Source organism: Arsenophonus endosymbiont of Crataerina pallida (assembly GCF_964020125.1).
Taxonomy (GTDB): Bacteria; Pseudomonadota; Gammaproteobacteria; order Enterobacterales; family Enterobacteriaceae; genus Arsenophonus; species Arsenophonus nilaparvatae.
This window is the reverse complement of the sequence record NZ_OZ026540.1, coordinates 920,376-933,718: the sequence shown is the minus strand read 5'-3', so window position 1 is coordinate 933,718 and position 13,343 is coordinate 920,376. Positions and strand designations below refer to the sequence as shown.

General features: G+C 39.0%; 13 protein-coding genes. 3 read left to right on the top strand and 10 right to left on the bottom strand.

What is annotated here, in order from left to right:
* The first annotated feature begins 2 nt into the window (after window positions 1–2).
* The gene (locus tag AACL31_RS04820; protein ID WP_310512215.1) at window positions 3–662 is read left to right on the top strand and encodes a molecular chaperone; all 660 of its coding nucleotides are present in this window, start codon (window positions 3–5) and stop codon (window positions 660–662) included.
* A 163-nt stretch (window positions 663–825) separates the two neighbouring features.
* Here the strand turns inward: AACL31_RS04820 and AACL31_RS04815 are convergent, their stop codons facing one another.
* Window positions 826–3,144: an MMPL family transporter gene (locus AACL31_RS04815; RefSeq protein ID WP_339053794.1), complete on the bottom strand. Its 2,319-nt coding sequence runs from the start codon at window positions 3,142–3,144 to the stop codon at window positions 826–828.
* A 1,073-nt stretch (window positions 3,145–4,217) separates the two neighbouring features.
* On the opposite strand from AACL31_RS04815, the gene AACL31_RS04810 reads away from it, so the two are divergent.
* On the top strand, window positions 4,218–5,117 hold the full coding sequence (locus AACL31_RS04810; protein ID WP_339053793.1) for a hypothetical protein: 900 nt from the start codon (window positions 4,218–4,220) through the stop codon (window positions 5,115–5,117).
* 83 nt (window positions 5,118–5,200) lie between these two features.
* Here the strand turns inward: AACL31_RS04810 and bla are convergent, their stop codons facing one another.
* Window positions 5,201–6,094 (bottom strand): class A beta-lactamase, encoded by an 894-nt coding sequence (gene bla / locus AACL31_RS04805; protein ID WP_310512212.1) that lies wholly within the window; start codon window positions 6,092–6,094, stop codon window positions 5,201–5,203.
* A gap of 446 nt (window positions 6,095–6,540) precedes the next feature.
* On the opposite strand from bla, the gene AACL31_RS04800 reads away from it, so the two are divergent.
* A complete protein-coding gene (locus AACL31_RS04800) occupies window positions 6,541–7,773 on the top strand; it encodes a site-specific integrase (protein WP_339053792.1) in 1,233 nt (410 codons plus the stop codon).
* A gap of 235 nt (window positions 7,774–8,008) precedes the next feature.
* Here AACL31_RS04800 and AACL31_RS04795 read toward each other — a convergent pair whose 3' ends face one another.
* From AACL31_RS04795 to AACL31_RS04760, 8 genes are all read right to left on the bottom strand, one after another.
* Entirely contained in the window at window positions 8,009–8,254 is a 246-nt protein-coding gene (locus AACL31_RS04795) for a hypothetical protein (protein ID WP_310513666.1), read from the bottom strand.
* Window positions 8,255–8,277: 23 nt separating this feature from the next.
* The gene (locus AACL31_RS04790) at window positions 8,278–8,454 is read right to left on the bottom strand and encodes a hypothetical protein (protein WP_310513667.1); all 177 of its coding nucleotides are present in this window, start codon (window positions 8,452–8,454) and stop codon (window positions 8,278–8,280) included.
* 195 nt (window positions 8,455–8,649) lie between these two features.
* A complete protein-coding gene (locus AACL31_RS04785) occupies window positions 8,650–10,074 on the bottom strand; it encodes an SNF2-related protein (protein ID WP_422389274.1) in 1,425 nt (474 codons plus the stop codon).
* On the bottom strand, window positions 10,046–10,834 hold the full coding sequence (locus AACL31_RS04780; protein ID WP_339053681.1) for an antA/AntB antirepressor family protein: 789 nt from the start codon (window positions 10,832–10,834) through the stop codon (window positions 10,046–10,048). Before AACL31_RS04780 ends, AACL31_RS04785 begins: the two co-directional genes overlap by 29 nt.
* 64 nt (window positions 10,835–10,898) lie before the next feature.
* Complete coding sequence (locus tag AACL31_RS04775) at window positions 10,899–11,678, bottom strand: BRO-N domain-containing protein (RefSeq protein WP_339053334.1); 780 nt, start codon at window positions 11,676–11,678, stop codon at window positions 10,899–10,901.
* Between the two features lie 307 nt (window positions 11,679–11,985).
* On the bottom strand, window positions 11,986–12,774 hold the full coding sequence (locus AACL31_RS04770; RefSeq protein WP_339053335.1) for a KilA-N domain-containing protein: 789 nt from the start codon (window positions 12,772–12,774) through the stop codon (window positions 11,986–11,988).
* Window positions 12,775–12,835: 61 nt separating this feature from the next.
* Window positions 12,836–13,117: a VRR-NUC domain-containing protein gene (locus AACL31_RS04765; RefSeq protein ID WP_310513199.1), complete on the bottom strand. Its 282-nt coding sequence runs from the start codon at window positions 13,115–13,117 to the stop codon at window positions 12,836–12,838.
* The gene (locus AACL31_RS04760; protein ID WP_310513200.1) at window positions 13,108–13,329 is read right to left on the bottom strand and encodes an ANR family transcriptional regulator; all 222 of its coding nucleotides are present in this window, start codon (window positions 13,327–13,329) and stop codon (window positions 13,108–13,110) included. Before AACL31_RS04760 ends, AACL31_RS04765 begins: the two co-directional genes overlap by 10 nt.
* Between the last annotated feature and the right edge of the window lie 14 nt (window positions 13,330–13,343).

Sequence of the window (13,343 nt, the reverse complement as noted above, 5' to 3'; positions counted from 1 at the left end):
ATATGATCAATGTTTCGCAACCCCCTTTATGTTGCTTTTCGACACTATGGTTATTGACCTTATTATTCTTCGCATCCTCAGCCCAATCCGCTAACCATGTCATGATTTGGCCAATGGATCCGGTATTAACCGCTAACGATAATGCCACTGAATTCTGGATCGAAAATAAGGGTACTGAGCCCACCACCATGCAAATCAGAGTAATAGGCTGGCAACAAATTGATGGCCAAGATCGCTATAGTAATCAACAAAATGTCGTCGCCAGTCCACCTTTTATGCGGATTGAAGCGGGTCAAAAGCAGCTGATCCGCTTAATAAAACAAGCTACCGTCCCGGCTGGCAAAGAGATTGCCTACCGCTTATTAGCCGATGAAATATTGACACCAGAACAATTAGCAGCGCCGAAGATTGGCATTAATATGCAGATGCGCTATTCCATTCCGCTGTTTGTTTATGGTGAAGGTATTAACTATCTGCGTGGTTCAGGCGACCCAATTCAACTGGATCAAAAATACCTCAGTTGGCAATTAACCCGATTAAATGGCAAGCTAGCCATCAAAATTACCAATCGAGGCCCGATCCATGTCCGTTTAAGTCAGGTGGTGGTGCAACAAGGCAAAAAACGCATTGTGCTGGCGGTATGGCATTCGAAATCTACTTAGCAAAAAGATTTATGTCAACAAAAATTTAACATTACCGCGGTTTTAGTTAATAGTAAATTAGGTTGGAATTAAAAATTTATGGTGTCAACAGTCTCTGAATGCGACTAAATATAGAACATAACAATATGATAAATAAAAAAATAACATTCAAAAAAATTAAATACTAAATTTTATAGTGATTTTTTTCTTTACATTTAAACATCACCATTGGTGATAACATATACGCAACAAAAATTCCACTACATAAAACAATACCAAAACTACTAATTGTTAAGCTATTACTAAAAATTAGTACACTTAACGTCAAAAGTGTTGTTATCATAGCTAGCGTAATAGTAAATAAAGAGCTAAGTGGTTCATTATTAGTGTTACTCAAAAAAAATGTATAATTAACACCAATACCCAGCACTAAAACCAAAGCTAATAACGAAAAAATATTTAGACAATGCCCAGTAAATGCAAGCATGGCAAGGCTACTGATTAATGACAATATTGAAGGTAATAAACTAATCATCCCATGACATAGGCCCAATTTAGCTATCATACAGGCAGCAATCACTCCAAGTGCCGCGAATAGCAATCCCGCAATAATCATACAATATAGTGTAAATACTTCACTAAATACTGCTTTACTATCTATCCATACTACTCCCGGAAGCGCTTCAGCTAAGGCTGAAAGTGCAACACTATTTTTGACACCATCTACCGGAATCAAAATACCATTTTTACCATCCGCTAAAGTTGTCCATATTAAACGCCAACTGTTACTGACTGAATTTTCAGCATTTTGCTCAATTTGATTTAACATTACAGTCATCTTTAATTTTTCTAACACATTAACTGTATAATGACTGGCTTGGTCTTCTATTATAGTAAGATCTCGAATAAAGGCCGTATCGGGATATTGATTTTGTTCTGAGTCAAACGGAATAAGATGATAATTTATCAACCAACCACGTTTTTTCGCTATATTAAGTTTCATAACAAAAGCTTTAAGACGCTTAAATGTTTCTTTAGAATTATCACCATAAATTACAAACCATTTTTGATCATTATTGTTACTGGTTAAACTTATGATAACTTCCTGAGATAAAATTACTGAAGGCAATACCTGAAGCGAAGATGCATCATCATTAATTTTAAACATTGCCAATCCACTTAATGACACTACACCAACCAAAAGTGGTAATCCAATACGTAACATTTTGTATCGTTGCCAAGCTCTAAACCAGAGCGACATGAAAGTTTTAGCGGGTATTGTTCTTATTGGTATGCCACGACTTAACCATGGAAACCAAAAAACAACCGTTAAATATGAACCAATAAAACTTGCTGCAGAAAAAAATACTATTTGGCAAATTTCAGGAAATGGCGTAAACATCATAATAATATAAGCAGTTATAGTAGTAATAAGTACTAATAATAATGTCGCTTGTATTTTTTTAAGACTTTGCCAAGGATCTGTTTTATGGCCATAAAGCATCCGTTCTGTAAGATAGTAAAGGGGATAGTTTACAGATAGTCCTATAATGCTTATATTCATTACTAACGTAATCAAATATAATTCACCAAAAACGAATAACGTAGTAATACTAGCAACTAGCGCACCAATACCAACTGATAAAAAACAAAGTAATAATGATTGAAGAGAACGAAAAACAATCAATATTAGTGACGCCATACCTAGTACGGCAATAGTGCCAAAAATAAAAATATCCTGTTCTATCTGCTGGTTCTTATAATCACTATACAGCATAGTACCACGTGATAAAATTTGTACCTGTGGATAATCAACCGTAAATTGTTTCGCTCGGGCTTCTAAATTTGTTACTAACTGATCAATCTTATGCATACTAAGAGATGAATCTATCAGCTCTCCATAAATCAGATACCAATATTGCCCGTGATAATCTTGTATTGTAATCCAGCCATCTTGTAGACATAATTGACTAGTATTTTGTGCTAACTTTTGCCATGTATTAGGCATAAGTATTGGGGGATCAATAATAGAATTTTTATTATTATCAGAAAAAACGTCATAAATTTGAGAAATTATCCACTGAGCATGCGCATTATTATGATTTTTTAATACTAGCTCTCCAGGAAGCTGTTCACCTTCACGACAATCAGAAAGAACGCTTTCTTCTAATTGTTTCCGCCGTTGAATATCAATTGGGCCTTTAACATAACTAATACCGGGTTCAAGACGCAGCGATGCTAACCAATGTTCTGCAACAGATGGATCTGGCTGTTTGCCCGGACTTATCAACCACATTAAATGTCGCTCGAACGGCTGCATAAAATCATTGTCAAGCGAGGCGGTGAAATCGTTTAATTTTTTTTGTGGTAACCATGTTAAAATATTGTCGCTAAATCGTACATTAGGTAGCAATGCTAATAATGCTATTAACAACAAACAAATAAAGAGCCATATCACTGCACCACAGTGCAAAAATTTATTAGGCAGAAATGGGTTATTCATCATTAATCAGTGTAAAAAGCATTCATCGATATTACCCAATAGCAATATTAATCTGATAATTTTGTTTATCATCTAAAAGAAAAACATTTAGATAAAATAAATTTTCAAAATAATTAATCTGGATGACATTATTTAATAATTTATTTATTAAGAAAAAATATAATAAAAATTTAAGTTCAAATATCAATAAACAAGTTTTCATTACGATGAGAAAACAGCAAAAAACTCTCACAAAATCACTCCCTGACGCTAAAACAAAAATATTCTTGCTATGCTTTCCATTAACCCTACTTTAATTTACCAGCGTAAAGCTACTTGCCCCGCTTGAGTAAAAAACGAGCAATCATATAATTACTCCATCCTATAGAAGTAAGTAAAATTGTAAAATTGCCCTATCAAAAATCTATTAATAGTGTAAAGAAATATACACTCCATAAATGAATAGTTAGTTTTTTATTCTGAAAAAAATTATATTTTTAATATATAAAATAAAAATAATATTCTATATTTTTATAAGAAAATATTTTTTATAATTAATTAAATAAAAAGGGATTATTTTTTACTCACCAATAGTAAAAAAGAATTAGCATATCTTTTGTACTTAATAAAAATTTGTCGTTTGTATTTATTAGTTATACTAATGATTTAATAGTGACGACAATGTTGATTACAACAATTACCCCTCTGCTACCTTATCAGGTTAACGATGGCGATTATGTTTTAGTAAGGATCACCAAAATCAATAATAAACATTAATCATTTAATATGGTTATATTCACCCAACTTCTAAATACCTCACAATAAATTTTCATAGTAATATTAATTGCTCTTTGTTCAGTAACAATCAGGATTTTCTTTCATCTAATACTGGTAAAATTATCTTGCTGCTGCCTATTAAATTAAGGCGTGTTGCCGCGAATTAAAAACATAGCGCGTCAGGTATTCTTTTATGCTAAATTTTGACTTACAAGTAATGAACGCGTGGATATCATGTTTACTATCATCAAAAAACTAATGAGAAAAAACTCATCATCATAGCCGTTAGCCTAACTATCGCAACGCCACTATCAACCTTGGCTAAGGAGCCAAAAAACTATATTTATACCAGTGCAGGTGATTTCGAATCGGGATCAGCTATCTTAGCGTGTAGCGACATTCACGGCGTACAAATTGTTTACAATTGGCGTATGCTCGAACCCGAGAAGGACAAATACGATTTCTCGAAGATTGAAAAGGATCTGGCGCACACCAAGCAAGCAAACAAAAAATTATTTATCCAGATCCAAGATCGATTTTTCGAACCGAACGCCCGATATGTTCCTGATTATCTGTTGAATGAACCGGTTTATAACGGTGGGCTGTCACCGCAATTTGACAATCCAGGTGAGGGGGACATTGTTGGCTCTGGTTGGGTAGCACGGCAATGGGATCCTGCCGTACGTCACCGTTATCAAGCTTTATTGGCTGCACTTGCTAAGCGTTTTGATGGCCAGGTATATGGAATAAACTTACCTGAAACCGCCATTGATTTGGATGAGAAAGCCCCGCCTAAGGGATTTACCTGTGATAATTACTTCGCCAGTGAAATAGCAAATCTCGCCTTTGCACGAAAAGTGTTTACCAAATCACATGTAGTACAATATGTAAATTTCTGGCCGTGCGAATGGAACAATGACAAAAATTATATGAGTCGATTATTCAAGTTCGCCAGTGTTAATAACATTGGTCTCGGTGGGCCGGACATTGTACCCAACCGTAAGGCACAAATGAAAAATTCATACCCATTCTTTAATAAATACAAAAATAAATTAACACATGTTGCTATGGCTGTGCAGGAGCCAACCTTAACCTATATAAATAAAAAGACTGGTAAGCCATTTAGCAAAGCTGAGTTTGTACAATTTGTTGAAAATTATCTCGGTGCCGATATCATTTTTTCGAGTACAAAATCACCTTGGCTGGCTAAAAAATAGCTAAAATCAACTGTAAAGTGTAAGTTTTTTTAATCAAGTCGATAACTAAAATACCTTGCTGGTACAAGGCATTATAGATAATGTTACTGATTTTTCTTATCTGTTGCGGAAAATATTGCTTTACCAATGCGAGCAATGGCTTCATTACTTTGCGCTAAGGTTGCTTTTGTTTGTGTAATGTAGACAGAGACGATTAGCGGTTGACGTTTTTCTGGCCAAACAAGACTAATAATCGATCTGGAGCCATAATCTCCTGTACCCGTTTTATCGGCAATTTTCCACTGTGCTGGCAGAACAGAACGCAATAACGCATTCGCAACTTTGTCATCTTCCATCCACTGCCTTAATTGCTGACGTGATGAAGGCTGCAACACATCACCAAGCACCAATTTTTGTAATGTTTGGCTAATAGCCACAGGAGTTGTAGTATCACGCTTATCACCCGGTATAGCGCTATTTAATTCAGGTTCAAATCGATCGAGTCGGGTAACCCGATCACCTATACTACGTAAGAAACGGGTAAAGCTTGTCGGCCCTCCCACCTTTTTCTCAATCAGATTAGCTGCCGTATTATCACTGTAACTAATCGCTGCAGCACATAATTGTTGCCAATTCATCGATAAAGGAGCGATAAATTTTTCTATCACGGGAGAGTGAGCAACCAGTTGTCCTTTCTCAAACTGGACACTTTCCGTCAATACTATTTTTCCGTTATCCACTTGGTTTAACAACATACCACATAGCAACGCTTTAAAGGTGCTATTTAGAGGAAATCTTTCATTACCTCGATAACTTACCGTGACATTATTAGCTGTATCAATAACAGCAACACCAATACGAGAATTTAGTTTTTTTTCTTCTTGCTTAACAATGTTAGCAAGCTCAGTGTCATTAATTGTATAAGCATTTGCATTACTACAGACGGCAGTAATAAACAATATCAATCCAACAGATTTTATTCGATGTTTGAAAAACATAGTATCATCCTATCCTCGTAATAAATTGCTATAAAATCCATCTTGTGTGTGACTGGCAATGATAAGAATTTGCCTTATCGGTATTATTTTCAACTAAAATGTCACAACACAAACAAAAACTCTTTATTGCTATTGATAAAATATTACACAGATTAATTAGTTGATAGATTTATATGAATAAATTTATTAATGCAGATTTTTTATTCCACATTTATGATTCTCTATTATTTGTGATGGAAATAATAGACAATCTTCAATAACAGTCGTCAACAGCCACTGACAGTCGATAAATTAAAATTAATACTTTGTTTTATAATGATTTTATTTTTTATCTCAGTATAGAATGACTGTTTTCAGTCACCTATTATATTCCTTGTGTCATCAAATTTATGTACATATTGGTGTACATGAAATATTATATAAAAAAGACGTAAGGAGAAAAAAATATGGCGGTAAGTGATTCTTGGTTAAGAGCGGTAAATGGTAAGCCACAAGCTAAAATGGTGACTAAATCCGACAGAGAGGGTTTATCGGTTCGCGTGACACCAAAAGGTAAAGTCATTTTTCAATATCGCTATCGTTGGCAGGGGAAAGGTGATCGGATAGACATTGGAACCTATCCGGCAATTAGTTTAAAAGATGCGCGTGATAGTGCGCTTTTTTACCGTGGTGAACTAGAGCAGCACAGAAACCCGAAAGTGGTCAAACGCACTCGTAAACAAAAATCAGTTGAAGCGCGAACGGTTGAATCCGTTATTCGTGACTGGTGGGAGAAATCGCTTAAAAATTCACAGGTTAAAGCCGGTGAGATATTACGGTCATTTGAAATTTATGTTTTCCCCAAGATCGGCAATTTACCCCACAACGAAACGCACTTGCATGTCTGGCTATCGCTAATTGAAGAGGTGGTGAAAGCGAAACCGGCGATAGGAGCACGGATTTTACGTTATACCAAAACTGCCCATCGGTGGGGAATTCGCAGGGGGATTATTTCTTTAAATCCACTTATCGATGTTACCTCACAGGATTTAGGGGTAAAAACGCAACAAGGCGAGAGAGTGTTGAGTAGCAACGAGCTCAGGGTATTATTTGCGTTAATTGATGCGCCAGACTATAACCCTAGAAATGCCCTGATAATCAACCTAGCGTTATTGTTTGGTTGCCGGATAGGTGAATTGCTAAAAGCAAAAATGGCTGATTTCGATTTTACTAAAGGAATATGGACAGTGCCACCAGAGAATCATAAAACAGGGTGTAAAAGCAAAAAGCCCATTATCCGGCCTATTATCCCCGAGGCAGAGGAATTGATCAGAACTGCTAAAAAATTGAATTATGGCAGTGATTATTTATTTACCGTCTCAGAAGGGAAACCTTTGTGTGTCAGTGGGCATATTAGTTTTATTAGCAATCTCAACAAAAAAATGGCTCGCAGATTTGAGAACTATACTCACTGGTCAATTCACGATTTGCGTAAAACCATGCGTACGGGGGTTGCGGAATTAACCCAGCCCCATGTTGCTGAGATCATGTTAGGGCATAAACTACCGGGGATTTGGCAGGTATACGACAAGCATACCTACCTAGAGGAACAGCGAGAGGCTTATGATCGCTGGTGGAATAAAGTTAATCAAATCGTTTACCCATCTCCCAATCCAGAATATCCTGCCGGGCAAAATTAAGCTCATCAGATCTAAACCGAGGGCGTGGAAAACCTTCCCGCCGTTGGTATCCGTTACCCGCCCATAGTCTGATAGTGTGAGTTGACACTTTGTACCTTTTTGCCAGTTCACTGGTTTTGACAAAAGGGGATTCATTCATAGGATATTCTCCTTTATTACTGTTAAACGCTTACCTTTCGGTATGGGTAATTTGAGTGGGGTAAATTCAGGTGGGATAATGCTTATTCGCTCTATGCTATTTCTTCAATGTGTCGAGGAATACCCCTAAATAGACAAAGAGTGCTGGCACTATCATAATGCCGATAACCAGTAGCTCTTGCCCGCCTAAATGGATATTGCCTAATTCGCCACGTTTAAACCTGATTTGTGGGTCAATGACGGTATCGGCGTGCGCAAGATGTCCAACTATCAGTTCGAAGGAGAACGCTGCACTGATAAACAATAATGTCGTGATTAATAATTTGATGATGTTAAGTTTCATGGTTTGGCCTTTGTAAAATTAGCTTATTTCTTAACGCAAATCGCTTTGGCGTTGATATCCTTGAAAGTTTCAAACTCACGCTCAAACTGTTTAGCGGCGAATTGGCACATGTTCTCAGTGTCAAATTCCTGAGTATGAACACTTGCAAAGTTACTCGATGCATAAGGGCTGGCATACATGCCTAGGATTAAAATCCACATGGTGGGCTCTCCGTTGTTAATGAGAATGGTAATGTTAATGATAACTATTTGATATTAAAGTATAAATTTTTGTAAATTTAAGGTTAAGTCTGTTTATATATACAGTTTTGATATACTTTGGTATAGTTATTTGGTTGTGTGTTTGCTATTCACAATTTTTTTACCTGGTGTTGGCCAGCCTTGCGCTGGTCTTTTTTACTTTCTCTTCATCGCTTCCAGTAATAAATCCTGTATTGCCCGTTTTGAATTACGGCGCGCCATCACCACTTCATCGAGTGTATCTTTAGCGACGATATGATGAATAAAGACAGGGCGATTATGTCCGGCTTGCGCTTGACGCGTGGGGCCGATACGCTCGATAATTTGCTGGTACTGCTCCAAGTCCCACCAATGGGAGAAAAAGACCAGAATGTTACCGCCGTCCTGTAAATTTAAGCCGTGTCCACAGCTTGCGGGGTGGGCAAAAAGCAACGGGATTTTGTCACTATTCCAGTTGGTAAGGGTTTGTGGGTTAGCGTCTAACATTTTGCCTTTTGGAAACGCTTTTACTAATCTTTCAAGGTCATGTTTCCAATGGTAAGCGACCAGTACTGGCGTCCCTCCTGATTCATTAACAATACTCTCCAGTGCCTGGATTTTGACATCGTGTATCGCTGTCCAGTTGCGATTGTCATCGCTATAAATAGCACCACTGGCAATTTGCAAACATTTTATTGTTTTGGCCGCGGCATTTAACGCTTCAATCGCACTCTCGCCCAATTCAAGAAACAGTTCTTTTTCCATGGCCTGATAGTGTGCTCGCGCTTTCGCGGGTAGTTCAACGTTAATAACGTTGTGTACGGGTTCGTCGATATCAAACCAATCAGCGGCATTAAGGGATAGCGTGACATCGCTGAGTGCTAACTGAATTTGTAGATGCGCAAATCCTAAAGGCGCAAACCTGCTCCACTGTTGCCCGGGGAACTGGATACGGTTAAACCAGCGAGACGTAAACGCATTATGGGTTCTGCCTAGCCGTTCGCCCTGGTCAACAAACCAGGTTTGCCCCCATAAGTCCATCAGGCCATTCGGTGAAGGCGTACCGGTCAGATTTACCCATCGATGAACCGATTTATGGGCGATTTTGGCGAGTGCAGCGGTGCGTTTACCGCCTTTGCGTAGCCGGAATGATTTTAACCGGGTGCTCTCGTCAGCGATAATCGTGCCGAAAGGCCAGCTGTCACCTAGTGTTTCAACCAGCCAGACGAGATTGTCATAATTGACCGTAAATACGCTGGCATGGGTATTTTTGAGAGCTGTCATCCGCGTTTTTGCAGTGCCAATAATGGGCTGCACTTCAATATTACGCAGGTGGCCCCATTTAAGCGCTTCGTCAGGCCAAGTGGATTGGGCTACCCGTAAAGGGGCTAATACCAGTGTGGGTTTGGTTTCACTGCCTGATAAATAGAGATTTTCTAATGCCGTCAGGGTTGCTGCTGTTTTACCCATTCCCATCCCCGCCCAGACATTTGAGCGTTTAATATCGAGCAGGTGATTGATAATGAGATTTTGGTAAGGGCGAGGGGTGAAGGTTTTTGCGATTGTCTTTTGTTCAGGCGACAATCTGGATAGTTTTGTCATGGGTATGTAATCCGTTCCAGTTCTTTTTCATGGGGAGTTTGTCAGCCAAATACTGGTCATAAAGTCGCTGTGCGCCTTTTCTGAGCAAAACAGGGCGATAGCTAATAAAGCTATTTGCACCATGGGGGCTTATTTCGTTTTGTTTTTCGGTTAAATATTTATCCCGAGCGGTAGCGGCAACACGCCAGCGTAAATTGTTGCCGGACTTACTGTCGTTATAGAGCCACTTAATCTCAGCAAGATAATGATTTATCTGTTGACTATTCACGCCGTTAAGCATTTTGCTAAATTGGGTAGGGGTCATGCCTTCTTTGAATAGATTTTTAAGACAATCGTTTTCGGTTGATAGGTTTTTATTTTCCAGTAATAACTTTTCTTTCTCTTCCTCGGCACGAACAACCATGAGCGCCAGTTCTTTTGCCGTTGGTAGTAATGTTTGAGGTTGTAAAATTCGTCTCTCACATTCAATAAAGTACTGTCTGGCCTGTTTCCCTTTTTCATTGCGCTCAACCATTGATAGCTCTTTCGCCATGTCGAGGGAAATATGATATTCCTTTGCTGGACGGCCTCCATTTGGGGTTTTTGATAAATTTATCAAAAAGTCCTGATGTTCAATAAAACCATATTGTTGAATGCGATCTTTTATCCAATTAGCAAACTCCTGCTTACTTTCCAAAAACGCATGTAAATCACGAGCATTAACCGTTTGGATTAATCCGCCATTGATGTTTTTTGTTTCGATGTTGATTAAATTTGACATAAAGGTATTCCTCAATAATGAAATTGATGAAAGATTGCCCCTTAGCAAGGGGCGTTAAGATTAATTAATGACGTTCTAGGAAGTGGGTGAGTTCACCTTCGTACCAATGGTCAGTGCGCGCGGTGATTATCCCGATTTGTTGATGGTGGAAGTGTTCAAAAAGCTGTTTTATTTCCGCTAAAACGGTATCGATATTCTCACGCTTACGTAAAAGTCGTTTGATAACCTGTTTTTCAGCGTCATTGATAATTTGGCGTAATGATTCTGTGATGTAGTAAATCCGGCGACATTCGTCAGCCATTAAAGGTATATGCGCTACCTGAAAACGCTCCGGTGATGGCGTGCCCGTCACTTCGCGCAAAGCCAGCCACACCGCATTACTCCACGAACGCTCAAACCGAAAGCCATTTGTCATACACCAGACTAAATGTGTTAGATTGCGCGTATCTGAATGAGTGAAACGCTCTACGGCTTTCGGTTGGTATCTGGGGTGATTATAGTTAGGGGTTTGATTAACAGCTTGTTTATCGAGAATATCCAGCACCCATTTTCTGAATTCTTTTGCTACTGGCGTATTGGCGAACATAGCGATTAGGTGTGCACCTCTTAGAGAGAAAGTTCGTACTGCTTTTTCACGTAAGCTATTGTTTATTCCATTGAACGTCAAATTGACGGTCATTGACATGCCAGAGGTAAATTCGTCTTTATTGCGATCATAAATTCTTGTAACAGAGTCGATGCGTGAGTATTCCAATGCTTTAGCAAGCACGCTAGATGTAAACCAAATCTGCCCATTATGGGAAATTGTTTCAAGAACGGTGTTACGAAAAATTAAAGTATTCATAGTAATGATTACCTTTGTAGGATTAGGACAATCACCACCTTTGAGGTCAATCTTGGGTGGCGAACTGGACGAGGTTGACCTTACCGGCTACAAAGGATCCCGGCGAGCCTTACGGCTCCCCCATCCAGCCCACCATTGATTCTTGATATGGTAGACTGACGCATAAAAAAACACGCTTTCGGCGTGCTATGCGCCTTTGTAGTTACGACGAGAGGTCAATCCCGACATCTGATTTTGCAGATGCAAATAAACTATAGCGCATGATTTCTTCTTTCGTCAATAGTGATTTAAAATGTCAATGTTTTTATTATGCAGCTGCAATTCCGTTCATCATCACGCTTAGCAATCTGGGAAATTGGCTATCATAGAAATGAGGCTGAGTCTGACGGGGATGGTTTGGGTCAGTTAAGTTTTTTCCAAACTGTAATCCTCTTTCCGTCAGTGACCAGAATAGTTTTTCCTTGTCAGGATGTTTGCTACTTGGGCGTGATTTACGCTCAACAATACCTAATAATTGCAAACGTTTAAAGCCGGATGGCGGACTGTAAGGCTTACCATGCAGCAGTAAAAGCTCCGTAAAAGAGTGCGTCACTTCGCTTGATACTGTCATGCTTCCTTCAGGTGCATCAACGGCGTAAGCAGGTAGTACATCTGGCATCCCAAGGGAAGATTGCAGTTTTTTCATTGCGCCAAGTAGCCCAGAAGGGGCAATACGTAATTCTTGTTTGTAGAATGCCAGCATTGCTAATCCAGCCTTAACTTTATCGGTTAGCGGTTGTGTAGGTGTAGCGATAACTTCATCGAACGTGCGAATAACTTTGAGATGGAAAGCAGCACTAATCCACATGGCGTAGGCGTAAACTAGTTCTTTAGCAACGTAAGTTCCTTGCTCGACACCTCCTCGAATGACCGATACCGGAATTCCGCCCTCGCTCAAAAATTGTTCAATTAATTCTTGAGTTTGTTTATTAGCAAGCCAATATGCAGGACTGTCTTTTTTAAGATCACCAGCGGCTTTATGTAAATCATTTAGACAATAACGCCCGAAAGCGTCTTGACGAACAACGGTATTTTCAATAACAACTAATTTAGACATGGAAACACGCCTCCGTAGTTAAACAAAGAGAATCAATAAGATATAGTGACTTAAAGGGTTCTTAGTCCACAGTGGGTAAAATGCTGCTTAAATCCTGACTGTCCAGTACGATGACCTGATGGCCTAAGGCAAAAAGCCGTGCGTGTTCGCGTAATTGGTAAGGGGTGGGTTTTTCGCCCGGTGCTTTACATTCCACAAAAATAATCTTGCCATTGGGGAGTGCAACTAATCGGTCAGGTACGCCTCGTCGCCCGGGTGAAACAAATTTATAGGCAATGCCGCCGATTTTTCGCACTTCACGCACCAAATGTTTTTCAATGCTCTCTTCCCTGATTAACCGCATGGATACATCCTTTTAATATGTTCCCGTTTGATTTGCATCAGGCAAAAATCGCCGCGGTGTTCACTCCAGATACGATTATTGCGATTGCGCGCCAGTCGGTTTGCCTGTGACCATGCGCGCGCCGCTTCATGGTATTGGCCTGACTGTTCAAGGTGTACCGCATCCTGTGCTGCCTTGAAATAAAGTGGGCTGTCGTTTTTCATAAAGGCCATGATGTTTATTTTAT